At 71.9% G+C, this 25,826-nt stretch carries 27 protein-coding genes; 13 read left to right on the top strand and 14 right to left on the bottom strand.

Annotation, left to right across the window (positions count from 1 at the left end; all coding sequences use genetic code 11):
* Positions 1–11: 11 nt before the first annotated feature.
* The gene (gene dapE, locus ACIBO8_RS18175) at positions 12–1,079 is read left to right on the top strand and encodes a succinyl-diaminopimelate desuccinylase (protein WP_396116365.1); all 1,068 of its coding nucleotides are present in this window, start codon (positions 12–14) and stop codon (positions 1,077–1,079) included.
* A gap of 93 nt (positions 1,080–1,172) precedes the next feature.
* Here dapE and argG read toward each other — a convergent pair whose 3' ends face one another.
* From argG to argC, 8 genes are read right to left on the bottom strand one after another with little or no spacing between them, the layout of a single operon-like run.
* Positions 1,173–2,405, bottom strand: coding sequence for an argininosuccinate synthase (gene argG / locus ACIBO8_RS18170; protein WP_396116364.1), 1,233 nt, complete (start codon positions 2,403–2,405; stop codon positions 1,173–1,175).
* Positions 2,405–3,307: a hypothetical protein gene (locus ACIBO8_RS18165; protein WP_396116363.1), complete on the bottom strand. Its 903-nt coding sequence runs from the start codon at positions 3,305–3,307 to the stop codon at positions 2,405–2,407. The genes argG and ACIBO8_RS18165 overlap by 1 nt, the downstream gene beginning before the upstream one ends.
* Positions 3,304–3,807: an arginine repressor gene (locus ACIBO8_RS18160; RefSeq protein WP_396116362.1), complete on the bottom strand. Its 504-nt coding sequence runs from the start codon at positions 3,805–3,807 to the stop codon at positions 3,304–3,306. Before ACIBO8_RS18160 ends, ACIBO8_RS18165 begins: the two co-directional genes overlap by 4 nt.
* Positions 3,804–4,733 carry an ornithine carbamoyltransferase gene (argF, locus tag ACIBO8_RS18155; protein ID WP_396116361.1) on the bottom strand — a complete coding sequence of 310 codons (930 nt, stop codon included), beginning with the start codon at positions 4,731–4,733 and terminating at the stop codon, positions 3,804–3,806. The genes ACIBO8_RS18160 and argF overlap by 4 nt, the downstream gene beginning before the upstream one ends.
* Positions 4,730–5,887 (bottom strand): acetylornithine transaminase, encoded by a 1,158-nt coding sequence (locus tag ACIBO8_RS18150; protein WP_396116360.1) that lies wholly within the window; start codon positions 5,885–5,887, stop codon positions 4,730–4,732. Before ACIBO8_RS18150 ends, argF begins: the two co-directional genes overlap by 4 nt.
* Positions 5,884–6,750: an acetylglutamate kinase gene (gene argB / locus ACIBO8_RS18145; protein WP_396116359.1), complete on the bottom strand. Its 867-nt coding sequence runs from the start codon at positions 6,748–6,750 to the stop codon at positions 5,884–5,886. The genes ACIBO8_RS18150 and argB overlap by 4 nt, the downstream gene beginning before the upstream one ends.
* Positions 6,747–7,922 carry a bifunctional glutamate N-acetyltransferase/amino-acid acetyltransferase ArgJ gene (gene argJ, locus ACIBO8_RS18140; protein WP_396116358.1) on the bottom strand — a complete coding sequence of 392 codons (1,176 nt, stop codon included), beginning with the start codon at positions 7,920–7,922 and terminating at the stop codon, positions 6,747–6,749. Before argJ ends, argB begins: the two co-directional genes overlap by 4 nt.
* Complete coding sequence (argC, locus tag ACIBO8_RS18135) at positions 7,919–8,920, bottom strand: N-acetyl-gamma-glutamyl-phosphate reductase (protein ID WP_396116357.1); 1,002 nt, start codon at positions 8,918–8,920, stop codon at positions 7,919–7,921. The genes argJ and argC overlap by 4 nt, the downstream gene beginning before the upstream one ends.
* A 101-nt stretch (positions 8,921–9,021) precedes the next feature.
* On the opposite strand from argC, the gene ACIBO8_RS18130 reads away from it, so the two are divergent.
* From ACIBO8_RS18130 to ACIBO8_RS18110, 5 genes are all read left to right on the top strand, one after another.
* Positions 9,022–9,540: a maleylpyruvate isomerase family mycothiol-dependent enzyme gene (locus tag ACIBO8_RS18130; protein WP_396116356.1), complete on the top strand. Its 519-nt coding sequence runs from the start codon at positions 9,022–9,024 to the stop codon at positions 9,538–9,540.
* A 10-nt stretch (positions 9,541–9,550) separates the two neighbouring features.
* Complete coding sequence (locus tag ACIBO8_RS18125; RefSeq protein WP_396116355.1) at positions 9,551–9,784, top strand: hypothetical protein; 234 nt, start codon at positions 9,551–9,553, stop codon at positions 9,782–9,784.
* A 141-nt stretch (positions 9,785–9,925) separates the two neighbouring features.
* Positions 9,926–10,879 carry a beta-ketoacyl-ACP synthase 3 gene (locus ACIBO8_RS18120; RefSeq protein ID WP_396116406.1) on the top strand — a complete coding sequence of 318 codons (954 nt, stop codon included), beginning with the start codon at positions 9,926–9,928 and terminating at the stop codon, positions 10,877–10,879.
* 34 nt (positions 10,880–10,913) lie between these two features.
* Positions 10,914–11,372, top strand: a complete 459-nt coding sequence (locus ACIBO8_RS18115; RefSeq protein WP_396116354.1) for a hypothetical protein — start codon at positions 10,914–10,916, stop codon at positions 11,370–11,372.
* A complete protein-coding gene (locus ACIBO8_RS18110) occupies positions 11,369–11,908 on the top strand; it encodes a hypothetical protein (protein ID WP_396116353.1) in 540 nt (179 codons plus the stop codon). The genes ACIBO8_RS18115 and ACIBO8_RS18110 overlap by 4 nt, the downstream gene beginning before the upstream one ends.
* Before the next feature lie 6 nt (positions 11,909–11,914).
* Here ACIBO8_RS18110 and ACIBO8_RS18105 read toward each other — a convergent pair whose 3' ends face one another.
* On the bottom strand, positions 11,915–13,177 hold the full coding sequence (locus tag ACIBO8_RS18105; RefSeq protein WP_396116352.1) for a M48 family metalloprotease: 1,263 nt from the start codon (positions 13,175–13,177) through the stop codon (positions 11,915–11,917).
* A gap of 183 nt (positions 13,178–13,360) precedes the next feature.
* Between ACIBO8_RS18105 and ACIBO8_RS18100 the strand changes: the two genes are divergently transcribed.
* Together ACIBO8_RS18100 and ACIBO8_RS18095 are read left to right on the top strand one after the other, a co-directional pair.
* Positions 13,361–13,723, top strand: coding sequence for a YciI family protein (locus ACIBO8_RS18100; protein ID WP_396116351.1), 363 nt, complete (start codon positions 13,361–13,363; stop codon positions 13,721–13,723).
* Positions 13,724–13,739: 16 nt separating this feature from the next.
* On the top strand, positions 13,740–14,231 hold the full coding sequence (locus tag ACIBO8_RS18095; RefSeq protein ID WP_396116350.1) for a hypothetical protein: 492 nt from the start codon (positions 13,740–13,742) through the stop codon (positions 14,229–14,231).
* Positions 14,232–14,583: 352 nt separating this feature from the next.
* Here the strand turns inward: ACIBO8_RS18095 and ACIBO8_RS18090 are convergent, their stop codons facing one another.
* Positions 14,584–14,865: a hypothetical protein gene (locus ACIBO8_RS18090; protein WP_396116349.1), complete on the bottom strand. Its 282-nt coding sequence runs from the start codon at positions 14,863–14,865 to the stop codon at positions 14,584–14,586.
* 345 nt (positions 14,866–15,210) lie between these two features.
* Here ACIBO8_RS18090 and ACIBO8_RS18085 point away from each other — a divergent pair, with 345 nt between their 5' ends.
* Together ACIBO8_RS18085 and ACIBO8_RS18080 are read left to right on the top strand one after the other, a co-directional pair.
* On the top strand, positions 15,211–17,454 hold the full coding sequence (locus ACIBO8_RS18085; protein WP_396116348.1) for a glycoside hydrolase family 3 N-terminal domain-containing protein: 2,244 nt from the start codon (positions 15,211–15,213) through the stop codon (positions 17,452–17,454).
* Positions 17,448–18,365 carry a phosphotransferase family protein gene (locus tag ACIBO8_RS18080; protein ID WP_396116347.1) on the top strand — a complete coding sequence of 306 codons (918 nt, stop codon included), beginning with the start codon at positions 17,448–17,450 and terminating at the stop codon, positions 18,363–18,365. The genes ACIBO8_RS18085 and ACIBO8_RS18080 overlap by 7 nt, the downstream gene beginning before the upstream one ends.
* Here ACIBO8_RS18080 and ACIBO8_RS18075 read toward each other — a convergent pair.
* Positions 18,323–18,997: a GNAT family N-acetyltransferase gene (locus ACIBO8_RS18075; RefSeq protein ID WP_396116346.1), complete on the bottom strand. Its 675-nt coding sequence runs from the start codon at positions 18,995–18,997 to the stop codon at positions 18,323–18,325. The genes ACIBO8_RS18080 and ACIBO8_RS18075 overlap by 43 nt on opposite strands.
* 17 nt (positions 18,998–19,014) lie before the next feature.
* Here ACIBO8_RS18075 and ACIBO8_RS18070 point away from each other — a divergent pair, with 17 nt between their 5' ends.
* From ACIBO8_RS18070 to ACIBO8_RS18060, 3 genes are all read left to right on the top strand, one after another.
* Positions 19,015–19,710 (top strand): vancomycin high temperature exclusion protein, encoded by a 696-nt coding sequence (locus ACIBO8_RS18070; protein WP_396116345.1) that lies wholly within the window; start codon positions 19,015–19,017, stop codon positions 19,708–19,710.
* Between the two features lie 240 nt (positions 19,711–19,950).
* On the top strand, positions 19,951–21,267 hold the full coding sequence (locus ACIBO8_RS18065) for a M20/M25/M40 family metallo-hydrolase (protein WP_396116405.1): 1,317 nt from the start codon (positions 19,951–19,953) through the stop codon (positions 21,265–21,267).
* Positions 21,268–21,609: 342 nt separating this feature from the next.
* Positions 21,610–22,380, top strand: coding sequence for a hypothetical protein (locus ACIBO8_RS18060; protein ID WP_396116344.1), 771 nt, complete (start codon positions 21,610–21,612; stop codon positions 22,378–22,380).
* On the opposite strand, the gene ACIBO8_RS18055 is transcribed toward ACIBO8_RS18060, so the two are convergent.
* From ACIBO8_RS18055 to pheT, 3 genes are all read right to left on the bottom strand, one after another.
* Positions 22,341–22,577, bottom strand: a complete 237-nt coding sequence (locus ACIBO8_RS18055; protein WP_396116343.1) for a nuclear transport factor 2 family protein — start codon at positions 22,575–22,577, stop codon at positions 22,341–22,343. The genes ACIBO8_RS18060 and ACIBO8_RS18055 overlap by 40 nt on opposite strands.
* Positions 22,574–23,185: an FIMAH domain-containing protein gene (locus ACIBO8_RS18050; protein WP_396116342.1), complete on the bottom strand. Its 612-nt coding sequence runs from the start codon at positions 23,183–23,185 to the stop codon at positions 22,574–22,576. The genes ACIBO8_RS18055 and ACIBO8_RS18050 overlap by 4 nt, the downstream gene beginning before the upstream one ends.
* A gap of 163 nt (positions 23,186–23,348) precedes the next feature.
* Positions 23,349–25,826, bottom strand: coding sequence for a phenylalanine--tRNA ligase subunit beta (gene pheT, locus ACIBO8_RS18045; RefSeq protein ID WP_396116341.1), 2,478 nt, complete (start codon positions 25,824–25,826; stop codon positions 23,349–23,351).

The following is a 25,826-nucleotide window of genomic DNA, read 5'->3' as shown; positions in this document are numbered from 1 at the left end:
GGGTCGACCCCATGACGCTCGACCTGCACGATGATGTTGTCTCATTGACCCGCGCGCTGTGCGACATACCCTCCGTCAGCGGCACGGAGGCCGCCATCGCCGACGCCGTCGAGGGCGCCCTGCGCAAGCTCGGGCACCTCGAGGTGCTGCGCGACGGCGACGCCGTGGTGGCCCGTACGCAGCTCGGGCGGGACCGGCGCATCGTGCTCGCCGGGCACCTGGACACGGTGCCCATCAAGGACAACCTGCCCACCTGGACCACCGGCGAGGGCGACGCCGAGCTGCTCTACGGCCGCGGCACCTGCGACATGAAGGCCGGCCTGGCCACCCAGCTGCGCATCGCCGCGACGGTCACGGACCCGCGGCACGACCTCACGTTCGTCTGCTACGACAACGAGGAGGTCGCCTCGGTCAAGAGCGGGCTCGGCCGCCTGGTGCGCAACCACCCCGACTGGCTGGCCGGCGACTTCGCGATCCTCGGCGAACCGTCGAACGCCGGCGTCGAGGGCGGCTGCCAGGGCACCATGCGCGTGCGGATCACGCTGAAGGGCAAGGCCGCGCACTCGGCCCGGGCATGGGCGGGCGTCAACGCGATCCACGCCGCCGCGCCCGTGCTGGCGATCCTCAACGCCTACGAGCCGCGTCGGGTGGTGGTCGACGGCCTCGAATACCGCGAGGGCCTCAACGCGGTCAACGTCCAGGGCGGCATCGCCGGCAACGTCATTCCGGACGAGTGCGTCATCGACATCAACCACCGGTTCGCACCGGACCGCAGCATCGACGACGCCTTCGCCCACCTCCAGGAGTTCTTCGCCGGTTACGAGCTGGAGCTGCGCGACAAGGCGCCGGCCGCGCGCCCGGGCCTCGACCTGCCGGCCGCCGCGGAGTTCGTGGCCGTGGTGGGCCGCGAGCCGGTGGCCAAGTACGGCTGGACGGACGTGGCGCGCTTCGCCGAACTCGGCATCCCGGCCGTCAACTACGCACCCGGCGACCCGCTGCTGGCCCACACCGACAACGAGCACGTGCCCGTCGCGCAGATCCGCGAATGCGAACGCGTGCTGACCACCTGGTTGAGCTGACAAGCTCCCCTCGGGCCGAAGCGCAACCGGAGTCGCACTGCCCCCGACAACGGCTTCCCGGGGCGCAGTGCCCGCCGAGCGGGGCGAGGCCATCTACACAGCGTTCTTGGCGATGGCGCCGGGGATGGCGTACATGTGGGCGAAGGCGCGGGCCTGCTCGCCGGTCCACAGTGAGGAGCCGTAGCCGTAGACGACGCCCTGCCGGGTGGCCGCGTCCAGCAGGCTGTGCGGGCTGCGGCTGCCCAGCGGGATCACGTTGCCCTTGATCAGCTTGACGCGGACGTCGCCGGTGACCCGCTGCTGGCTGCTGTCCAGGAACGCCCGGAAGTCGTCGAGGATCGGGTCGTAGTAGACGGCCTCGTGCAGCAGATCGCCGTACGCGTTGCCGAGCTGCGCCTTGGTGGCCTGCTGCCGGTTGCTGAGCACCAGCCGCTCCAGCTCGCGGTGCGCGGCGATCAGCGTCAGCATGCCCGGCGCCTCGAAGCCGACCCGGGCCAGGTTCCCGACCATCGTCGAACCCATGTGGATGCCGCGGCCGACGCCGTGCTCGGCGGCCAGGACGTTGAGGGCGCGCAGGATCGCGTAGTTGGGCGCGCCGGGGCCCGTACCCTCGATGGCCGTGCCGTCGGCCGTGGTCGCCGAGACGACCTCACCCTTGTCGAACGACAGGATCAGTTCGATGCCCGCCTCGGGTGCGTCGGCGATGGATTTCGTGTACGTCCATGCGTCCTCGGGCAGGTAGTCCCACGACCCGTAGGTCTCCTTGCCGCCGATCGAGGTGCCGATCAGCCCCTCGTTGATCGAGTACGTGGTGACCTTCTCCGGCGTCTCGAAGCCGCGCTCGCGCAGGTAGTCGCGCTCGTACTCGCGGGTGAGCCGCTCGTCGCGGATCGGGGTGATGATCTCCATCTGCGGGGCCAGCGCGCGGATGACCGAGTCGTAGCGCACGTGGTCGGCGCCCGCGCCCGTCGAGCCGTGCGCCACCGCGTCCGCGCCGTTGTCGATGGCGGCCTGCACGACCTTCTCGGCCTGCACCAGCCGCTCGGCCCCCACGCAGGAGGGATAGCCGCCGTTGCGCAGGTAGTTGGCCTTGATCGCGTACGTGATGACGCGGGAGTAGAGCTCCTCGCGGGCGTCGATGACGAAGTGCTGCGCCGCGCCGAGCTCCTCCGCGCGCTTGCGGACCACATCCGCCTCGCCGCTGTGCAGGCCGCCGGTGTCGATGTTGGCGGTCAGCACCTCCCAGCCCTGCTCCCGCAGGGAGACCAGGGCGTACGACGTGTCGAGGCCGCCGGAGAACGCGAGGACGATCTTGCGCTTGGACATCAGATTCCTTCGGACGGGTACGGGAGTTCCAGGATCGGCACGTACGACGTCCCGTCCTGCACGAGGTGGCCGGGCTTAAGCACGTAGTAGGTGTGCTCCCGGGCCTCGATGGCCTTCTGCATGGCCCGCTGCCGCTCGTAGTCGAACGGGTCGAGCAGGAACGTCGGCTCCGGCTCGGACTCGGCCGGCGGGACGGTGAAGTCGTTCTCGTAGACGAACGATCCGGGCGAGGTGTGGAAAGGCACGGTCGCCACCAGGATCTGCATGCGGCCGAACCGGGTGTGCACCCGCAGGGCGGTGTTGTCGTACTGGGTCACGCCGTCGAGCTTCTTGGCCTGGTAGACCGACAACGCGAGGGCCTTGAGCGCCCGGCCCAGGCCGACGTTGGTCATCACCGACCACAGTGACCAGCCGACCCAGGTGCCGGGCGCCGCGCTGGGCGCCGCGCAGTAGCCGCCGATCGGGATGGGCCCGTTGTAGTCGCTCTGCTTGACCTTCTCGAAGACCGCACGCAGGTGCCGCTTGGCGTCGTCGTCGAAGGCGCTGGTCTCCAGCGTCTCGGTGAACTGGGCCTGGGGCAGGGCGGCGATCACCGCGGCCGACGGCATGAGGATCAGGTCGACCATCACCCACTGCGGCATCGGGATGCCCCGGTCGCCGAACGCGATGCCGTTGATCACGTTGAAGAGGTTGAGGAACTCGCCGGTGTCCCAGCCCTTGTCCGCGCTCGTGTCGGTGAAGTCGAGCCAGGCGAGCTTGTGGCCGTACGGCGCCTCGTTGAGGAACGGGCGCAGCGTGTCGTTGGAGGCGAGGTAGAACTCGAGCCCGTGCCCCTGGAGCTTCTGCATGTTGTCGGCGAAGCCCGGGAAGTGGGCCTCGACGGCGGGCTGCTGCGCGATCACGGCAGGATCCCTTCGTTGTCCGTACGGCTCCACGCCGTGAGCTTCTCGGCGAGCCGGGCGCCCGACCCGGTGTCGGGGGCCGGCTCGCGGGCCACCACGAGGATGGTGTCGTCGCCGGCGATCGTGCCGACCACGTCCGGCAGCCCGGACCGGTCGAGGGCGCTGGCCAGGAACTGCGCGGCGCCGGGCGGCACCCGCAGCACGACCAGGTTGCCGCTGACGTCGACCGAGTTCAGCAACTCGCGCAGCAGCCGGATGAGGCGGGCCGGCGCCTGCTCGGCCGGGCGCAGCGCGGGCAGCCCGTCCTCGGGGATGACGTACACGCCGCCGACCTTGACGGCGCGCAGCTCCTCGAGGTCGCGCGAGAGCGTCGCCTGGGTGACCTGGACGCCGTCCAGGGCGAGCAGCTCGGCGAGTTCCGTCTGCGAGCGCACGGCCTTGTCCCGGACGAGGTCGACGATGCGCGCGTGCCGCGCGGCGCGGGTGCCCGGACCGGTCATGACGAACTGTTCTCCAGCAGCCAGGCCAGCAGCGCCTTCTGCGCGTGCAGGCGGTTCTCGGCCTGGTCGAAGACCGCGCTCTGCGGGCCGTCCATCACCTCGTCGGTGATCTCCTCGCCGCGGTGCGCCGGCAGGCAGTGCAGGACGATCGCGCCCGGTGCGGCCACGGCGAGCAGGTCCTGGTTGACCTGGTACGGCCGGAACGGGGTGAGCCGGTCGATCCCGTCGTCCTCCTGGCCCATCGAGGTCCACGCGTCGGTGGCCAGCACCTCGGCGCCCTTCGCGGCCTCGTACGGATCCCGCAGCACGCTGATCGACCCGCCGGTGCCGACGGCGATCTCGCTCGCCTCCGCCACGACCGCCGGATCGGGGTCGAACCCGGCCGGGCCGGCGACCCGCACGTGCATGCCCGCGGTGGCGCCGGCCAGCAGGTACGAGTGCGCCATGTTGTTCGCCGCGTCCCCGACGTACGTCAGCGTCCGCCCGGCCGTCGCACCGAGCCGCTCCCGGATCGTCTGCAGGTCGGCGAGCAGCTGACAGGGGTGGAAGCCGTCGGTCAGCGCGTTGACCACCGGCACCTGCACGTCGGAGGCGAGCTCGGCGAGCCGCTCGTCGCCGGAGGTGCGGAACACCATCGCCGACACGTAACGCGAGACGACCCGGCCGGCGTCGGCCAGCGACTCCCCGCGCCCGAAGTGGGTGGCCTGAGTGTCCACGATCATCGCGTTGCCGCCCAGCTCCGAGATGCCGGTCTCGAACGAGAGCCGGGTCCGCAGGCTCACCTTGTCGAAGAAGACGGCGACCGACCGCGGTCCCGCCAGCGGCCGGAAACCGAACCGGTCCGCCTTCATCGCGGCGGCGAGGTCGAGCACGGCGCTCTGCTCGGCCGGGCTCAGATCGTCGTCCCGCAGGAAGTGGCGTATCACGGAAGGACCTCCCGGAAGGCGGCGACGAACGCCTCGGCCTGCTCGGTGGTGAGCACCAGCGGCGGAGCGAGCCGGATCGCGTCCGGCTGGACGGCGTTGACCAGGAAACCCTTGTCCCTGAGCCGCCCGGCCAGCTCGGCGGAGACCTGCTCGGTGAGGACGATGCCGAGCAGCAGGCCGGCGCCCCGGACGCCGGCGACCAGCGGGTGGTGCAGGCCCTCCACCCCGTGGCGGATCAGCTCGCCGACCCGCTTGACGTGGTCGAGCAGCCCCTCGCCCGCGATCGTACGGATGACCGCGAGGCCGGCCGCGCAGCTCACCGGGTTGCCGCCGAACGTGGTGCCGTGCGAGCCGGGGGTGAACAGCTCAGCCGCCCGGCCGAAGGCGAGGCAGGCGCCGATGGGCAGGCCGCCGCCGAGGCCCTTGGCGAGCGTGACGACGTCCGGCTCGACGCCCTCGCTCTGGTGGTGGAACCAGTGCCCGGTACGCCCGATGCCGGTCTGCACCTCGTCGAGCACCAGCAGCGCGCCGGTACGCGTGCAGATCTCTCGGGCCGCGGCGAGGTAGCCGGGCGGCGGCACGACCACACCCATCTCGCCCTGGATCGGCTCGAGGATGAGCATGGCGGTCCGGTCGGTCACCGCGGCCGCGAGTGCTTCGCTGTCCCCGTACGGAACATGGGTGACGTCTCCCGGCAGCGGCCGGAACGGGTCTGCCTTGGCCGGCTGCCCGGTCAGGGCGAGCGCGCCCATCGTGCGGCCGTGGAACCCGCCCTCGGTCGCGACCACGTGGGTGCGCCCGGTGAGGCGGGACAGCTTGAACGCGGCCTCGTTGGCCTCGGCGCCCGAGTTGCCGAAGATCACCCGCCCGGGCCGGCCGGCGAGCGCCAGCAGCAGCTCGGCGAGGGCGACCGGCGGCTCGGCGACGTAGAAGTTGGAGACGTGCCCGAGCGTGGAGATCTGCTGGGTGACCGCCTGGACGACCGCCGGGTGGGCGTGGCCGAGCGCGTTGACCGCGATGCCGCCGAGCATGTCGACGTACTCGTTGCCGTCCTCGTCCGTGAGGACCGCGCCCGAGCCGCTCACCAGGCCCAGCGACGGGGTGCCGTAGTTGTTCATCAGGCTCTGCTGCCAGCGTTCGATCAGCCCGCTCATGAGGGCACCACCATCGTCCCGAATCCTTCCGAGGTGAAAACTTCGAGCAGCGTCGAGTGCGGGACCCGGCCGTCGACGACGTGCGCCGCGGGTACGCCGCCCCGCACGGCCCGCAGGCAGGCCTCCATCTTGGGCGCCATCCCCGCCTCCAGGCCCGGCAGCAGCTTCTCCAGCGCGTCCGCGTCGATCTGCGAGGTGAGCGACGACGTGTCCGGCCAGTCGGTGTAGAGGCCCGGCACGTCGGTGAGCACGACCAGCTTGCGGGCGCCGAGCGCGACGGCGAGCGCGGATGCGGCGGTGTCGGCGTTGACGTTGTGCACCACGCCGTCGACGTCGGGGGCGACGGTGGCGACCACCGGGATGCGCCCGGCGGCGATGAGGTCGTCGACCGCCGACGTGTCCACCGCGGCCACGTCGCCGACCTGGCCGATGTCGACCGGCTCACCGTCGACCACCGCGCCACGGCGGACGGCCGTGAACAGCCGGGCGTCCTCGCCGGAGAGCCCGACCGCGAACGGGCCGTGCTCGTTGATCAGCCCGACGAGCTCGCGCCCGACCTGGCCGACCAGCACCATCCGGACAACGTCCATCGCCTCGGGCGTGGTGACGCGCAGGCCGCCCCGGAACTCGGTCTCGATGCCGAGCTTCGTCAGCATCGCCGAGATCTGCGGGCCGCCGCCGTGCACCACGACCGGCTTGATGCCGGCGTACCGGAGGAAGACCATGTCGGCCGCGAAGGCCCGCTGCAGCTCGGGTTTGATCATCGCGTTGCCGCCGTACTTGATGACCACCGTCGCGCCGTGGAAGCGCTCGAGCCACGGCAGGGACTCGATGAGGACGGCCGCCTTCTCCTGCGGGGTCACGTGCTGTACGCCGAGTTCTCGTGGACGTACGCGTGCGACAGGTCCGTGGTCCAGATCGTCGCGTCCATCTCCCCCTCGTGCAGGTGCACCTGGATGGTGACGTCGTGACCACTGAGGTCCACCTTGGAGCGATCCTCCGCGGCGGCGCCGCCCTTGCACACCCACACGCCGTTGACGCCGACGTCGACCCGGTCGGGCGCGAACGCCGCCTTGGTCGTGCCGACCGCGGCGAGGATCCGGCCCCAGTTCGGGTCGTTGCCGAACATCGCGGTCTTGACCAGGTTGTTGCCGGCGACCGTACGCCCGACCTCGACCGCGTCCGCCTCGCTCGCCGCGCCGAGCACCTCGATGGCGATGTGCTTGGTGGCGCCCTCCGCGTCGGCGATGAGCTGCTGGGCGAGGGTGTGGCAGGCCTCGGTCACCGCGGCGGTCAGCTCGTCCTGGTCGGGCTGCACGTCGGAGGCGCCGCTGGCCAGCAACAGCACGGTGTCGTTCGTGGACATGCACCCGTCCGCGTCGATCCGGTCGAAGGTGAGCCGGGTCGCCTCGCGCAGCGCGGTGTCCAGGGCCTCCGAGCCGGCCACGGCGTCCGTGGTCAGCACCACCAGCATCGTGGCCAGCGCGGGCGCCAGCATCCCGGCACCCTTGGCGATCCCCCCGACGGACCAGCCGTCCCGTTCGACGTGCACGTTCTTCGCGACCGTGTCGGTGGTCATGATCGCCTCGGCGGCCCGCTCGCCGCCGGCGGCGTCCAGCCCCTTCACCGCGGCGGTCACGCCGGGCAGCAGCTTGTCCATCGGCAGCAGCTCACCGATGAGCCCGGTGGAGCACACGGCGACGTCGCCCGCGCCGATGAGCAGCGGCTTCTTCGACCCGTTACGCAGCACCGCGGCGGTGTGCTCGGCCGTGGCGTGGGTGTCACGGAACCCCTGCGTACCGGTGCACGCGTTGGCTCCGCCGGAGTTGAGCACGACCGCGCGTACCACGCCGCCCTTGAGGACCTGCTGGCTCCAGAGCACGGGCGCGGCCTTGACCCGGTTGGCGGTGAAGACACCGGCGACGGTGGCGTCCGGGCCGTCGTTGACCACGACGGCGACGTCGGCGCCGCCGCTGGCCTTCAGCCCGGCGGCGACACCGGAGGCGCGGAAACCCTTGGGCGAGGTGACGGTCACGGCGTCACCCCGTACGCCGAGAGGCCGGCCGTCTCGGGCAGACCGAGCATGAGGTTGGCGCACTGCACGGCCTGCGAGGCGGCACCCTTGCCGAGATTGTCGAGCGCACTCACCACGACGATGCGCCCCGAGTCGGCGTCCAGCGTCGCCTGCAGGTGGCAGGAGTTGGAACCGAGCGTGGCGGCGGTGTGCGGCCAGGCGCCCTCGGGCAGCACGTGGACGAACGGCTCCTGGGCGTACGCGGCTTCCAGCACGTCGCGGGGGTGCGTACGCCCGATCGGCTTGGCCGTGACGGTGGCGAGAATGCCGCGCGGCATCGGGGCGAGCACCGGCGTCATCGACAGCGAATCGGCGCCGGTCGCCTGCTTGATCTCGGGCACGTGCTGGTGGGCGCCGACCTTGTAGGGGCTCAGGTCCCCCATCACCTCGCTGCCCAGCAGGTTCACCTTCGCCGAGCGCCCGGCCCCCGAGGTGCCGGAGGCGGCGACGACCACGACGTCGGCGGGATCGGCCACGCCGGCGGCGATGAGCGGCGCGAGCGCCAGCGTGATGGTGGCCGCGTAGCAGCCGGTGTTGGCGACCCGGTGACTCGCGGCGATGGCGGCGCGCTGCCCGGGCAGCTCGGGCAGCCCGTACGTCCACGTCCCGGCATGCGCACCGCCGTAATACCGCTCCCAGGCCGCGGCGTCGGCCAGCCGGAAGTCGGCACCCAGGTCGACGATCTTCACGCTGTCGGGCACCTGTGCGGCGAGCGCCGCCGACTGCCCGTGCGGCAGCGCCAGGAAAACCAGATCCGCGTCGCTCAGCGCGGTCGCATCGGTGGCGGCGAGCGGCATGTCAAAACCCACGAGCTGCGGGTGTACGGCCGAGGCGGGCATACCCGCCTGCGTGTGCGCCGTGGCGGCGACGAGGTCGAGCTCGGGGTGCCCGGCGATCAGGCGCAGCAGCTCACCCCCGGCGTACCCACTCGCACCGGCGACAGCGACCCGGATTCCCATACTTACCTCCGCATGACTATGCAGAGAACCGTATAACGGAGGACATCCGGGCGGCAAGCGCGTATGCCTCCGGTCACCTTCCCGGGGCTAAGGTCGGTCGCATGCTGGAAGCGATCGACGAGGCGACCGCGAAGCTGCTGGGCACCGTGCGGCGGCTCACCGACGACGAGATCCGGCAGCCCTCGCTGCTGCCCGGCTGGACCCGCGGCCACGTGCTCACCCACGTCGCCCGCGGCGGGGAGGCGCTGCGCCGGGCCCTGCACGGACAGCCGCCGTACCCGAGCCAGGAGGCCCGCGACGCGGACATCGAGGCCGGCGCCCGGCGGCCGGCCGCGGATGTCCTCGCGGACATCACCGCCACCGCGGACGCGTTTCGCGCCGCGGTGGCCGGCTTTCCCGCCGAGCGGTGGGACGAGCAGGTCATCACGCCGAACTACCCGCCGTTTCCCAGGAGCGAGCTTCCGGTACGCCGGCTGCACGAGCTCGAGGCGCACCACGCGGACCTCGGGCTCGGGTACACCTCCGCCGACTGGTCGCCGTTCTACGCCGGCCTGTCGCTGCCCGAGCCGCTGCGAAGTCAGCGCGCCGACCGGCTGATAATGCAGGGCCGGGCGGGGTAAGTGGCCGGGCATGGCTGACCAGGATCTGCTCCGCATCCGCTCGACCGCACAGGCGTACGCCGAGGCGGTCCGGGCGACCCAGCGCTTCTTCGACCGGGTGGAGGACCTCGCGGACCCGTCCGTGCAGGTGGAGTACGCGACCCTCGCCGAGCAGGAGAAGCGGGCCGCGAGCGACCGGCTGGACGCGCTGACCGCCGCCGGGATCGAGGTGCCCAGCGTGGACAACAGCGAAGCCGGGGCCTGACCGGGCGCCCGCTACGCTGCGTTAGCCAAGGCCCGGGGGCCCGGTGCGGGTTCGCTGCCCCTGCGCTCGCGAACGCTTGGTTACCGGCGAGGAATCAAGCACTCAGAGTGCGCCCAGCCGGGCATGCTTGGATCGGTGGCCATGGCCCACTCTTTGCAGCGCCGCGCCGGTCACCCCGGGTCGCGCATCCTGAGCGTCGCCGCCTACCGCCCCCGGACGGAGGTGGGTAACGAGCCGATCGCCGCCCTGATCGACTCGAGCGACGAATGGATCCGCCGCCGCTGCGGCATCGAGTCGCGCCGGCGCGCCGCACCCGACGAGGACCTGGTCACGATGGCCGCGGCGGCGGCCTCCAAGGCCCTTGCGGGCGCCGGCGTCGATCCCCAGGAAGTCTCGGCCGTCCTGGTGGCGACGATGTCCCACCGCGGCCGCGCGACGACCGCTGCACCCCTGGTGGCCAACGCACTGGGCGCCACCGCGGCCGCCGCGATGGATCTGGGAGCGGCGTGTGCCGGGTTCCCGTACGCCCTTGCGACCGCCGACGCGCTCGTCCGCAGCGGCGCGGCCGGCTACGTGGTCCTGGTCGGCGCCGAGCGCATGACCGACATCATCGACGAACGCGACCGCGGCACGGCGTTCCTCTTCGGCGACGGCGCGGGCGCGGTGGTCGTCGGCCCGGCGCAGGCGTGCGGCATCGGCCCGGTGGCGTGGGGCGCCGACGGCTCCGGAAGCGAGCTGCTGCGCTACGACGAGGCGGGCATTCTGCGCATGGCGGGCCCCGAGGTCTTCCGCTGGGCGACCGCCGTCATCCCGGACGTGGCCAGGCGCGCGCTGGACGCGGCGGGCATCTCCGCCGCCGACCTCGCGGCCTTCATCCCCCACCAGGCCAATCTGCGCATCACCTCGGTCGCGGCCAAGGCCCTGGGGCTCGGCCCGCACGTCCGGGTGGCCACCGACATCACCACCAACGGCAACACCGGCGCGGCCTCCATTCCCCAGGCGATGGCCGCCCTGCCCGACACGACGGGTCCCGCACTGCTCGTGGGCTTCGGCGCCGGCCTCTCGTACGCGGCGCAGGTCGTCACCTTGCCCTGACCCGCTCGGATCATGGAATGGCATCCTGTACGCCATGACAGGTACGGACCATTCAACGGGCGATGCCGCCCGGCTGGACCCGGCACCCCGATGGGTCGCACCGGTCTTCGCGGTGCTCGGTGCGGCTACGGTCCCATGGACCGCGTACCTCGCGATGTCACTTCCGGAGCAGGCGCGTACCCACAATTACCGGACGGCCTGGGTGGGCTTCGACGTGATGCTCATCGTGCTGCTGCTCCTCACCGCGTACGCCGCCTGGCGAGGCCGGCCGATCGTGGGGCTCCTCGCCGCGGCCACCGCGACCATGCTCGTCCTCGACGCCTGGTTCGACGTGACCACGTCACGCCGCGTCGACGTACCCGCCGCGATCCTTTCGGCCGTACTCATCGAATTGCCCCTTGCCGTTGTCTGCGGCTGGATCGCCTTGCACGTCGAGCAGGTCGTCGAACGCCGGCTCCGCCAGCTCGCCAGGCGTGCCGCACGCTCCCGATGAGCGCGTCGGATTGGGTTCGCGCACTGGTCCCCTCGCAAGAAGCCCGCCGAGCCCGAGCGCAACTGCGTGCCCTGGCAGCCGCGCTCGAGGAGCGCGGTGTCGCCCCACTCCCGGTCGGCGCCTTGCGGTGGCACCACCGGCGCAGGGGCCTGGACGGCGAGATCGGCGACCGGCCGCTGCCCTACCGGCGAGTCCACCGGCGGGCATGGCTCGCCCGTAGTGACGACACCTCCGAGACACTCGCGGTGAGCTCCGGCGGCGAGTTGTGGCAGTCCTCGCTGCTCGAGACCGGTGTACCGCCTCTGCCGCACCGGCCTACCCGCCTGCTCGCCGGCCACGGTCCAGGCGTCAAGTTCCTGAGCTGGCCGGGGAACGGCATCGCCTTCGCCGGGCCGCCCGGCGGCCCACTGACCGCCTCGGTGAGCGTCGCCGGCTGGGGCTACGAGTTCACCGACGAGGTCTCCGTCGACCGGCTGATCGCGCAGACCCTGGACGCCTACGCGCGAGACCCACGCTGGCCTGAAGGTCAGCGATGAGCGGTCTCACGCGGCGAGCTCGCGAAGGACCCTCTTCTGGTGCACGGCGAGCTCGTCGTCGATGTGGGCGGCCTCGCTCTCGGTGAGCGTCACCGCGGCCGCCTGCCCGGGGCGCCGCTCGAGCATCTCGGCGCGCAGCCCGGCCGGCGGGTGCGAGGCGTACAGCGACACCTCGGTCTGCCGCGTGAGCCGGCGGAGCAACGGCAGGTTCGCGGCCAGGTTGGCCCGCGCGACGCGGGTGGCGGCATGCCAGGCCGACATGCCGTTGCCGCTGCGCACCTCCCGGCGGATCACGGTGCCGATCGACTCCCTCGTCACCAGATAGTCCGCCAGGCCGACCACTGCCCTGGTGCCGGCGGCCCGGGCGGCCATCTCGTCGGCGAGGTACTCCGCGCGTTGCGAGTCACGCAGGCTCGTCCACACGAGCAGCAACTGCAACGCCCGAGCCGTACCGGAGACGAGCCGGCCCAGCGCCCGGGTGAGGACCGCCGTGACGTACGCGACGAGCCCGTTACCCACAGGCACGTCGTCGCCGAACAGGTGCGCGACCCGGCCGAGGGTCGTCTCGGCGACCTGCGTCAACGGGCCCCGGCGGACGTCACCGTTCACGAAGTGACTCAGCTCGTGGCCCAGCAACGCCACCCGCTCCTGCGGTTCGAGCGTCGCCCACAACGGCAACCCCACGCAGAGAACCCGGGTACGGCGCACGCCGACGGCAGTCGTGAACGCATTCAGGTCGTACCCGATCATCAGAACCTGCGGCAGCGGCGCGCCGACCGCGGTGGCGACGCGCTCGACCAGCGCGAACAGCCGAGGAGCCCGATCCGGTCCCAGGACGATGCCCTTCCCGGCGAGGTCGGACATCCGGCCCAGGCGCGGGCGCACCAGGTAGGCCACGCCGACCAACACCGCACCGAGCACGGTGGACAGGCTGAAGAAATCGAAGAAGATCAGCCAGACGCCGAGTACCGCGATGGCCAGCACCCCGGCGAGCAGAACGGCCGCTGCCACCAGCGTGGTCACCCGGGCTGCCGTGACCGTCCGGGGCGACAACGGGCCTTCGGCGAGCGCGGCGAACTGCGCGTCGGTCAGGCGGGCCGCGACCCGGTGCAACCGGCGGTCGACCCATCGCCAGCCGAACAGGACGGGCGTCGCCTGGTCCAGGTTCCAGTCGCAGGACGGGCACCATGGCCGGGGAAGCCCCGTGGTGACGGTGGATCCTGCGCACCGGGGGCACGCGGAGGAGGGCAGGGCAGTCGAAGCGGTCACGGCCGTGGATCATGCCGGATCGATGCCCGTCCCGGCGACCCGTCCCGAACTGCCGAGGTGAGCGCGACGGGCCGCAGCGGCTGCTCGGGGAGATTTCCGGTCGGAAGGCGTCGGATCTGTCGGATGCCGTTCGTAGCGTATGTAGTGACGGACACCGGGTCCGGACGACCAGAGGGAGCGGACATGCCCGAGTACCTCATCTACTTCAACCAGCAATGGGTGGGTGACCACACCGAGGAATGGTTCCGCGGGCGCGGTCCCCTCTCCCGGGCGGTTGTCGATGAGATCAAGGCCGCTGGTGCCTATGTCTTCGCCGGAGGGCTGGAGGAAGAGGACGGCCCGGTCTTCAGCGCCGACGCCACGAGCGGTGCGGTGATATTTACCGACGGGCCCTACGTCGAGACCAAGGAGTTCCTGGGCGGGCTGACCATCGTGGACGTGCCCGACGAGGAGACGGCCAGAATGTGGGCCGGGAAGATCGCGGAAGCATGCGGCTGGCCCCAGGAGGTTCGGCGCTTCAAGGCCTGGCGCGAAGTCCGGGAATGATCGTCACAGCGAGGGCATGTTGCAGCTCGTCAGGGACTGTCTGGCGAGCATCGTCGACCACTTCTCATTGATCGACGATCTTGTCGAGCGCAATCGAATTGCCATCGCACGACACGCGACACCGCTGTACGGTCGCGCCGTGGATAACACACGGCTGCGCGTCGACCGGGTCGATGTCCGGCAGACCGATGATGAACTCACGCTGATCCTCGGCGCCGGGGGCGTCCGCCTCATGCTGATCCGGCTGCGCTACGACGGCTGGGTGGACGAGGTCATCAGCAGCGCGGGATCAACTGGACACGGGCCAGGCGCGTGGACCCTCATCGACCACGAGCTGTCCCTCGAGTTCAGCTCACAAGCAGCCGAAACCCTCGGCTTACCCCGCGACTGCCGGGTATATCTCGACGTGGACGACGACGCGATCCGGCGGGTCCGAGCCGCGCTCCTGGAGATCCTGCAATGCGCCTGCTTCGTGGTCGACACCACCGAAGGTCGCACCGTCAGCTGACGTCGGCGGCGCAACGACGTCTTCACTCTCATGCCGCTGACAATAGGCGCGAGCGCACCCCCACAGCGGCGGCCAGCAGGACGTAGCAACACTGCATACAGGTCTGAGGATCCGGGCTCGTGGACTGCTCCGTCGCTCGCGACGACGACGGCTTCGTCCGGCAGGTCGGCGAGGATGGACCGCGGGCCGGCGACGGTGATCGTCCCAAGTGCGAGCATCGGGTCTACGCGGGCATTCTGATCCTGCACACATGCCGGATCAATGCGTGTCCCGGCGACCCCAGAGCCCGCCCATGCGTTCCTCGTCGCCGTCGCCCGTGGCCCTGACCGGTTTCATGACGGTGGCGTCTCCGTTACGGCGCGAAAGCGATGATGAGAGCCGCGAGGAACGTGCCGAAGCAGATCAGGTAGCCGAGGGCGATTCCCAGCGCTCGGTATCGCGGATGCAATGTCAACGAGATGGCGGCGATCACCGTGCCCAGCATCATCGCCACCACAGGACCGCCGACGACGAAGTTCTGACCGATGGCGGTACAGACCAGGTACCGGTCCGGGTCACCGCACTGGTCGCTGGCGTACGGCAGGACGAACAGGCTGAACAGAGAGGCGGCGCCGCCTGTGAACGCAAGGATCACAACTGCCGCGGCCGCCCAGCTGTCCCCACCGGTCTGCCTGTCGCGCGGGTCGCCTCCCGCGAAGAGACGTGGTCGCGGTTCGTACACACCCGCACACTAGTTCCGCAGATCGTGCAGTTTCGGGTGGTCACGAAACATCGACAGGCGGTTGTGCGCGCATCGTTTTCGGCTGCCGGGGCGGCCAGGCCGCGCGTCGTGAGCGGATAGTTCCGGTTCCGGTACCGATTGACCGAAAAGCCGATCCCCGCGGACGCCGGTACCGGTTCCGGGCGTGCGACACTTCCGACGCTTGCCGATGTGTTGCAGTTCGCGGACCGTGTCGCGCGGTCGGATCGGAGGAGAGTCGTGGCCGCTGCCGACCCGTACCGTGATCCCGCCCTCGGTGTCGAGGAGCGGGTCGAGGATCTTCTGCGCCGGATGACGCTGCCCGAGAAGGTCGGGCAGATGCTGCAGCTCGATGCCCGGCGCGATCTCAAGGACGCGGTGACCACGCGGCTGGCCGGCTCGATTCTGCACGCCTCGCCGGAGCGGATGCTCGAGGCGATCGACATGGCGGCGAACACGCGGCTCGGCATTCCGCTGATCACCGCCGAGGACTGCATCCACGGGCACGGCTTCTGGCCCGGGGCGACGGTCTTCCCCTCCCAGCTGGCGATGGCGGCGAGCTGGGACGCCGGGCTGGTCGAGCGGGTCGCCCGGGTCACCGCGATCGAGGTTTCGGCGACCGGCATCCATTGGACGTTCTCGCCGGTGTTGTGCATCGCGCGGGATCTGCGGTGGGGGCGGCTGGACGAGACGTTCGGCGAGGATCCCTTCCTGATCGGCGAGCTCGGTGCCGCCATGGTCCGCGGATATCAGGGCGAGGGCCTCACCGACCCGACCGCGGTGCTCGCCTCCGCGAAGCACTTCGCCGGGTATTCCGAGACCCAGGGCGGCCGGGACGCCAGCGAGGCCGATCTGAGCCCGCGCAAGCTGCGGGCCTGGTTCCTGCCTCCGTTCGAGCGGGCGGCGCGTGCGGGCTGCCGGACCTTCATGCTCGGCTACCAGTCGATCGACGGGGTGCCGATCACCGCCAACAAGTGGCTGCTCAACGATGTGCTGAAGGGCGAGTGGGGATTCACCGGCACGCTCGTCACCGACTGGGACAACGTCGGGCGCATGGTGTGGGAGCAGAAGGTCTGCGCCGACGACGTGGAGGCCGCGGCCGTTGCCGTCCGCGCCGGCAACGACCTGGTCATGACGACCCCCGCGTTCTTCGAGGGTGCTCAGGCAGCGGTGGAGCGCGGCCTGCTGGGCGAGGAGGAGATCGATGCTGCGGTACGCCGGATCCTGCGGCTGAAGTTCGAGCTCGGCCTGTTCGAGAACCCGCGCGCCCCGGACGCCCGGCGGCAGGCCGCGGTCATCGGGCACCCGGACCACGCGGCGCTCAACCTGGAGGTGGCTCGCCGGTCGCTGGTGCTGCTGCGCAACGACGGCACCCTGCCGTTGCCGGCCGACGCGCCGAAGACCGTCGCCGTCATCGGCCCCAATGCCGACGATCCGCAGTCCCAGCTCGGCGATTGGGCGGGTGCATCCGGTCAGGTCGACTGGATGCCCGACGGTCAGCCGCGCGAGCTGATCGAGACCGTGCTCGACGGGTTCCGGCTGGTCGCCCCGGCCGGGTGGACCGTCACCACCGCCCGTGGCGCCGACATCGAGCGCCTCGTGCCCGATCCGGCCGGTGAGTTCTACAAGGACGGTCAGCCGCGGCCGCCGATCTCCCAGCCCGCCGAGCCGGACCCGGCGATGATCGCCGAGGCGGTCGCCTGTGCCCGGGCCGCGGACTACGCGGTGGTGGTCGTGGGCGACACCGTGGCGCTGACCGGCGAGAGCAAGTCGACGGCCACCCTGGAGCTGCAGGGCGGCCAGATCGCGCTACTGGACGCGCTCGCGACCGTCGGCACCCCGACTGTGGTCGTGCTGCTGAATTCGAAGCCCGCGGTGCTGCCGGCGTCCGCGCTGGGCGCCAACGCCATCGTCCAGGCGTTCAATCCCGGCATGCGCGGCGGGCGGGCGCTGGCCGAACTGGTGCTCGGCCTGATCGAGCCCAGCGGGCGGATGCCCGTCTCGGCGGCCCGGCACGTCGGCCAGCAGCCGGTCTACTACAACCAGATCCGCGGCCAGCACGGCAACCGGTACGCCGACCTGACCCAGGACCCGCTGTTCGCCTTCGGTGAGGGCCTGAGCTACACCACGATCGAGTACGCGGACCTGACCATCGCCGAGCCCGACGTGACCGTGGACGGCGCGGTCCGGGCCACCGTACGGCTGACCAACACCGGCACCCGGCCGGCGCTGGAGACCGTCCAGGCGTACATCAGCGACCTCGTCACCAGCGTGACGTGGGCGGCGAGGGAGCTGAAGGCGTACCGGCAGGTCGCGGTGCCGGCCGGCGCGAGCGTCACGGTCGAGATCGAGGTGCCGGCGCGCGACTGCTCGCTGGTCACCGCCGACGGGCGGCGTGTGGTCGAGCCCGGCGACTTCGACCTGCTGGTCGGGCCGGATTCACGGACGAGGAACCTGCTGCGGGCCGGCTTCCGCATATGCTGACTCCCCCGGCCGACCTGCCCGAGAGCCTGCTCCGGGACGCGTTCGGCGTGGAGTCGCTCGACTATCGCCCGGTGGGCTGGGGCAGCCATCACTGGACGGCCGGCGACCGCTACTTCCTCACGGTGGACGACCTGACGGTCAAGCGGCTCCACGACGACGAGGATCTGGACCTACCGTACGAGCGGCTGCGCCAGGCGCTCGACGCCGCGTCCGGGCTGCGCCTGCCGTTCGTGGTCGCGCCGGTCCGGCCCCTGGTGCGGCTCACCGCGCGGTATGCGGCGGCGCTGTATCGGTACGTGCCGGGCGAGAGCTTCTCGTGGGGCGACTACCCGACGGAAGCGCATCGGGACGCCGTACGGGAAATGCTCGTGCAGGTGCACACCGCTGCGCAGGCGGCGAACCGCGAAGATTTCGTCATCCCCCACCGGCAGGCTCTTTCCGCTTCCGGCGGGAACGCCGGTCCTTTCGCGGAGCGCGCGGCCCGTCTCGTCGCGGACCATGCCGAGCCGATCCAGCGGCTGCTGGACCGTCACGACTCATTGGCGGCGTCCGCCGACCCCGCCCGGTTCGTGCTGACCCACGGCGAACCGCACCCCGGCAACACGATGCGCACCGCCGACGGCTGGAAGCTCATCGACTGGGACACCGCGCTGCTGGCGCCACCCGAACGCGACCTGTGGCTGCTGGGCGGCGACCACACCGCCTACACCGCCGCCACCGGCATCGCCGTGCGGCCGGAGATGCTCGAGCTCTACCGCCTGCGCTGGCTGCTCAACGACCTCTGCGTGGACTCGGACCGGTTCCGCCGCCCGCACAGCGGCACCCCCGACGATGAGGAGTCCTGGGAGCTGCTGCGGGCCAACGTGACTCACGCCGCGAAGCTCGCCGCCGCGATCCGCCGCATCGTGTAACCCAGCTTCTCGTAGGTACGCACAGCCGCCGTGTTGCCGTGGTCGACCATGAGCGCGACCCGGCCGTACGCCGCGATCAGCTCGTCCGTCATGAAGGCGCACAGCTCGGTGGCCACGCCCCGGCCGCGCGCGTCGACGCGGGTCGCCACCCCGCCCAGAAAGCCGATCCCGGGCGCCGAGCAGGCGTCGGCCGCCACGCCGAGCAGCGCGCCCTCGTCATCGCGGATGCCCGCCCACCGCGTCACGCCGGGATCGCCGGGGCGGGCGTACGAATGCGGGTGGTGGGTGTCGAGGAAGGCCGCGACCTCGGCGTCGTCGTCCAGCCACCGGGCTCTTCCGCCGCGGCTCCCCGTGGGCGCGGTGGCGTCCATCCACCCGAACGGGACGGGAGTGCGCAAACCGGGGAGCCGGGTGATGAGCGCCTCGTCGCCCACCGGCCGGTAGCCCTCGACCTCGGGGCGGATCCGGCGGACCAGCTCGGTCACGTCGGCGACGCTGCCACGCACGGCGAGGCGGTCGAAGCGGGAGAGGCCGGGACAGGCCACCGCGGCGGCGTCGCCCAGCGTCCAGGTGCGGACCCCCGTACGCATGCCCTGCGCGGCCCACGCCAGCAAAGGATCATCGTCGGTCATCACCGACCATCATGCCGATGCGCGGGTTGACCACGCCTGGCACCCTCACCCGGGTGCGAAAACTCCTCCGGAAGGCCCTGGTCACGGGCGCGCTCGCGATGGCCGCCTCGGTGCTGGCCATGGCCGCGGGCGATCTCTGGGTGCGAGCCGCCGCCCACGGTCACGTGTACGCCGTGGCGGACGCGCCCGCCGCGCCCGTCGCCCTGGTGCTCGGCGCCGAGGTCTACGACGACGGCAGCCCGTCGCCGTTCCTCGCCGCGCGGCTCGAGATCGCCCGGCAGCTGCTCGCCGACGGCAAGGTCCGGGCCATCCTGGTCTCCGGCGACCACCGCGAATGGGCGTACAACGAGCCGGGCGCGATGTTCACCTGGCTGATCACGCACGGGGTGCCCGAAGAGCGGATCGTGCTCGACCACGCGGGCTTCGACACGTACGACTCGTGCGCCCGGGCGAAGCGCGTGTTCGGCGTCGGCGCGGCGATCGTGGTGACGCAGTCGTACCACATCGACCGGGCGGTGACCCTGTGCCGCAAGCTCGGCATCGACGCCTCCGGAGTGGCCGACGACAGCGTACGCATCTACGCCGAGCCCTGGCTCCACAGCGCCGCCCGGGAACGGGGCGCCGTCGTCAAGGCGCTCTTCGACGTCGCATCGGGGCGCGATCCGGTGTTCCTCGGCCCCCACGAGCCCGGTGTCGAGGCCGCGGTGGGGTGAGCGATCACCGTGGCCGGCGTCCCGGCCGGCAGCCGGGGTAACGGCGGCCGGCTCACCGCCGGCAGCCGCGGCCGGCTTGTCGTCGGCGGCCGTGGTCAAGGCAAAAGATCTGACATCGATGAGCGTGGACATCACGCCGGTGGTGGACAAGCATGCTGAGGTATGACAGATCAGCGCGAAAAGCCCCAGTCCTCCCGGCGCGCGTTCCTGTCGGCCTCCGCGGCCGTCGCCGCGACCCCGATGCTCGGGCGCGCCGCGCACGCTTCCGGACTGCATCGGCAGCCGCCCGACCGGCAGCTCAAGGAGCTGCTGCGGGAGATCGACCCGCACCGGATCGGCGCCACCGTCACCCGCCTGGCCGCCTTCGGCACCCGGCACACGCTGTCCAGCCAGGACGATCCGGAGCGGGGCATCGGCGCCGCCCGGGACTGGATCTACGAGCAGCTCCGGCGGCACGCCGCCGCGTCCGGTGGCCGGATGACCGTCGAGCTGCAGTCGTTCATCCAGCCGCCCGGCCCGCGCATCCCCACGCCGACCCGGATCACCAACATCGTCGCCACCCTGCGCGGCGACGGCGAACCCGGGCGGGTGTACGTCGTCACCGGCCACTACGACTCCCGGGCCACCGACGTCCTGGACGCGACCAGCGACGCACCCGGCGCGGACGACGACGCGTCCGGAGTGGCCGTCGTCATGGAGCTCGCCCGCGTGATGGCGACCCGGCGCACCGAGGCCACCCTCGTCTTCGCCGCGGTAGCCGGCGAGGAACAGGGCCTCTTCGGCTCCGACCACCTCGCCCAGCAGTACAAGGACGCCGGGGTGGACGTGCAGGCGATGTTCAGCAACGACATCGTCGGCACCGGCGACGCGCACGACGGGACCGTGGCTGATCCCCGTACGGTCCGGTTGTTCGTGGAGGGAGTGCCCACGTCCGAGACACCCGCGCAGACCGCGACCCGGCAGTCGGTCGGGGGCGAGAACGACGGGCCCTCGCGTCAGCTCGGCCGCTTCGTCCAGGACGTGGCGGAGAACCCGCAGACCGGCATGAAGGTCCGCGTGATCTGGCGCCGCGACCGTTACCTGCGTGGCAGTGACCACATCTCCTTCCTGCTCCGCGGCTATCCTGCGGCCCGCCTCACCGAACCCCGGGAGAACTTCGCCCACGAACACCAGAACGTCCGGGTGGAGAACGGCGTCCAGTACGGCGACCTCGTCGAGTTCTGCGACTTCTACTACATCGCTCGCGTCGCCCGCGTGAACGCCGCCGCACTGTGGTCGCTCGCCCAGGCGCCGGGCACCCCGAAAGGCGTGATCATCGACACCACCCGGCTCACCAACGACACGACGCTGCGCTGGCAGCCGTCGACCTCGGCCGACCTCGCCTCCTACGAGGTGGTCTGGCGCGAGACGACGGCCGCGGACTGGCAGCACGTCTTGCCGGTGGGCAACGTGACGGCGGTGACCATCGACCTCTCGAAGGACAACGTATTCTTCGGCGTCCGCGCCGTCGACCGGGATGGCCACCGTAGTCCGGTAGCGGCTCCCACACCCGGCTGAGTGGGGCGCGCCCTACCGTCGGCGTGCGGAATCCCGGACCGATCGGATGGGTCGCGGGCGGGCTCGGCCCGCTGCGCCGGCGGTGGTGCCGCAAGGGCGGCGACCGTTGGGCGGCGCCGCGCGGGACGGCGCCGCGCGGGACGGCGCCGCGCGGGACGGCGCCGCGCGGGACGGCGCCGCGCGGGACGGCGCCGCGCGGGACGGCGCCGCAAGGGCGGCACCGTTGGGCGGCACCGCGCGGGACGGTGCCGCGCGAGGCGATGCGGCTCGACGCGGCGCGCCGGGGCCGGCACGTCGGGCGCATTCCGAGCGGACCGCCGTGAAGCTCCGTAGGTTGGAGACATGCTACTGACCGTCGTTGCCGACTACGGGACCGGTGATCTCGCCTTCGCGGAGGTGCGGCAACGGTTCGCCCTGCTCCTGCCGGACGCCGACGTCGCGGCCATTCCGGTGCCGCCCTTCGACACCGTCAGCGCCGGATTCTGCGTGGCCCAGCTGGCGTTCGGTGAGGGCCCGGGCGACCGGGTGGTCTATGCGAACGTCGCGCCCCGGCAGGACGAGGACGAGCCGCGGGAGGACAACGCCGGGGAGCGGTTGGTGGCGGCCCGGCTGGACTCCGGCGTACTGGTGGTCGGGGTCGCGGCCGGTGCGAGCCTGTCGTTCCTGGCCGCGGAGGGCGTTCCGTTGCGGGCGGTCAACGTGGCCGACGCCGGTTCGCAGTTCCGCTCGCGTGACGTCTTCCCCGCGGCGGTCGCAGGTCTGGTTCGCGGTGACGACAGCCTGCTCGGCGACGCGGTCACCGTGGACGCGCCGCCCGAGCGCGCGGTGGTCTACACCGACGGATACGGCAACCTCAAGACCAGCTGGTACGACGCGCCCGCGGAAACCGGCACCAAGGTTCGCGTACGCATCGGCGACGCCGAGGCCGAGGCGATGGTCAGCGACGGGGTGTTCACCGTGCCCGCCGGCACGATCTCCTTCGCTCCCGGAAGCTCCGGCTGGCCGAGCGGGTCGGGGCACCGGGCCTGCTACGAGCTGTTCGCCCGCGGCGGCAACGCGGCGGAGATCTTCGGCTACCCGGCGTCCGGAGCTGCGGTCGAGGTCCACCGGTAGATCTGCCCGTCGCGCAGCTCCCACGAGTCGGACAGCCCGGGCGGCGGCGCGGCAGCGAGGCGGGCCAGCACCTTCACCCGTCCGCGCAGGGTCAGTCCGGGCTCCTGCCAATGAAGGTACGGGTGCAGCAGCGCCTTGAGCGCGACCTCGTCGTGCCGCTCGACGGCGTCGAGAACCTGCTCGGCAGGGGTGTTCACCACGTGTCGGCGAGGGCTGACAGCTGGGTGGCCAGTGACTGGAACACGGGCTCGGAGATCTCGCCCTCTTTCCGGAGGTCGAGCAGCTTACGGGTGAACTCACGAAGCTTCTGGCGGCTCTTGCCCGGTTTACCCCGCCCGAGCCGTTCGACGGCCTCGTCCAGGCGCCGGTTCAGTTCCCGGCCGCCGTCGCGAGACAACTGCCCGGACCGGACCGACTCCTGGATGGTGGTCCGCATGCCGGCGATCAGCTCGGCCGGGTTGCGGCTCTGCCGTACGGGGGTTCGCGACGGCGAAGGACTGGCCGACGGTGAGGGCGACGGCGTCTCGACATCGGCGGGTGCGGAGCTCGCGACCGCCGGTGCCGGCGCCTGAGCCGCCGGTGGGTCGGCCGGCTCGGACCCGGACGAGACGCGCCACACCGTGAAGGCAGCGAAAACGGTCATGACGATCGCGCCCGTCACAGCGGCCCACATGAAGCGCCGGGAGCGGTCCGGTCCGACGCCTGATTCGTCCGGATTCTGGTGGCGCGTCCCTTCCCCGACGGTCGGCAGCGCGGCCGTCGGAGCATAGGGGCCGGTCCAGTGCGGCGGGCGCGTGGCTGACATGGCGGACATCATGCCAGCTCAACCGGCCGGCCGAACCGGCGGAACGGCGGACGAGAGGTGGAACGGCTGATCGGCCGCGGCGCGGCGGCCGGCTCCCGGAAGAACGGCGCCGGCCGGCGGGCGCCCCCTAGGGAACGGCCGCCGGCCGGCGGAATGGGAACGGTCAGGCGCCGCGCAGTGCTGCCCCCGTACGCTCCGCCGCCGACGCCACCGCCGCGTCCCGGGCCGCCACGGCCTCCTCGACCGTCAGCGTGCGGTCCGGTGCCCGGAACGTCAGCTTGTACGCCAGGCTCTTCAGCCCCTCGCCGAGCTGCGCAGACGCGTACACGTCGAACAGCCGCACGGACTCGAGCAGGTCTCCCGCCCCCGCGACCAGTGCTGCCTCGACCTTCGCTGCCGGGACCGTGGATTCCACCACCAGCGCCACGTCGATGAGCGCCGGCGGGAAGGTGGAGATCTTCGTCGCCTGGGTGACCGGGCGGGCCGGCAGGGCGTCCAGGTCGAGTTCCATCGCGCAGGTGCGCTTGGGGAGATCGAGGGCGGACAGGACGGCCGGGTGCAGCTCGCCCGCGTGGCCGACGAGCGTGCCGTCGACCGAGATCGCGGCGCAGCGGCCCGGGTGCCACGGGGCGTGGTCGGCCGCCTCGATCGTGATGCGGTCCGGGGTCAGGCCCGCCGCCGCGAGGGCGATGCGGGCCGCCTCGATGGCGTCCGACCAGGTGGCGGGCCGGCCCGCGCCCCACCAGCCGGCCGGGCTCACGTCGCCGGTGAGCGCCGCCGCGAGGTGCCACGGCTGGTCCGGGACGATGGCGTTCGCCGCGGTCCAGTCCTCGTCGGAGGGGCCGTGGTCCACGCCCAGGGGCGGCGGGGCCGTGGTGGCCAGGTGCGGCAGGAACACCGTACCCGTCTCGTAGAGCGCCAGGTCGCGCTCGCCGCGCCCCAGGTTGCGCTTCAGGGTGGCGAGCAGGGGCGGCAGCAGCGACGTGCGCAGCAGCGGCTCCTGTTCCGACAGCGGGTTGGTCAGCTTGACCGCGCTGCGGCGGGGGTCGTCCGCCGGCAGGCCCAGCTGGTCCGCCGACGCCGGGGCGACGAACGGGTACGACAGCACCTCGACGTACCCGTTCTCGGCCAGGGCGCGGCCCACCGTGCGGCGGCGTACCTGCTGCTCGGTGAGGCCGCGACCACCGCGGGCCGGGGGCAGGACGCTCGGGATCGCGTCGTAGCCGCCGAGCCGGGCCACCTCCTCGACCAGGTCGATGCCGGCCACCAGGTCCGGGCGCCAGGTCGGCGGCGTCACCTCGAGCGGTTCGGCGCCGGTGACCGTGCAGCCCACCTGGCCGAGCAGCTCGGTCACCCGCTCCGCCTCGTACGGCACGCCGATGCGGCGGGCGGCCAGGTCGGACGGCAGGTGCACCGGCACCGGCGGCACGACGTGGTCGATGTCGAGCACCCGAGGGTCGACGGTGCCGCCCGCGTGGGCGGTGAGCAGTTCGACCGCCCGCTGCAACGCGACCAGCGGCAGCTGCGGGTCGACGCCACGCTCCCAGCGCTTGGCCGCCTCGCTGAACAGCTTGTGCCGGCGGGCCGTGCGCCCGACCATGACCGGGTCCCAGTGTGCGGCCTCGAGCAGCACGTCCACCGTGCCCGGCTGCACCTCGCTGGTCTCGCCGCCCATGACCGCGGCGAGTGAGATCGGGCCGGAGTCGTCGCAGATCACCATGTCCTCGGCGTCGAGCACGCGCGCGACGCCGTCCAGGGTGGTCAGCTTCTCCCCCGGGCGGGCGCGGCGGACGACCAGACCGCCGCGCAGCAGGTTGAGGTCGAACACGTGCATGGGCTGGCCCAGCTCGAGCATCACGTAGTTGGTGATGTCCACGGCGAGCGAGATCGTGCGGACGCCGGCCGCGATGAGCCGCCGCTGCATCCACTCCGGCGACGGCGCCGACGGGTCGATGCCGCGCACGACCCGCGCCGCGAACCGGTCACAGCCGACCGTGTCCTCGATACGGACGTCGTACGGCGGCTCGGCGGTCACGGCCGCGAACGGCGCCCGGCCGGGGTCGGTGTACGCCGTGGCGTACGCGTAGGCGAGCTCACGGGCGATGCCCCGCACGCTCATCTGGTAGCCGCGGTCCGGGGTGATCTCGACCTCGACGATGACGTCGTCGAGCCCCACCACCGGGCGCGCGTCCGTACCCGGCGTGTGGGAGTCCGGCGGCAGGACGATGATGCCGTCGTGGTCGCCGCTGAGCCCGAGCTCGGCCGCGGAGCAGATCATGCCGTTGGACTGGCGCCCGTACGTCTTGCGCGCGCCGATGGTGAAGCCGCCGGGGAGCTCACCGCCGGGCAGGATGACCACGACGAGGTCGCCCACGGCGAAGTTGCGCGCGCCGCAGACGATCTCCTGCGGGGCCGGGTTGCCGACGTCGACGCGGCAGAAGCGGATCGGCTTCTTGAAGCCGGTCAGCTCCTCGATCTCCAGCACCCGCCCGACGACCAGGTCGCCCTTGATCGTGGCGGCCTGGTCGACGATGGACTCGACCTCGATGCCGAGGTCGACCAGCTTGCGCTCGAGCTCGGCGGCGTCGACGGCCGCCGGCAGCTCGACGTACTCGCGCAGCCAGGACAGGGACAGCTTCAT

Source organism: Actinoplanes sp. NPDC049681 (assembly GCF_044465265.1).
Lineage (GTDB): Bacteria > Actinomycetota > Actinomycetes > Mycobacteriales > Micromonosporaceae > Actinoplanes.
Note: the sequence above shows the minus strand (reverse complement) of the source record. Positions and strands in the feature narration are given on the sequence as shown.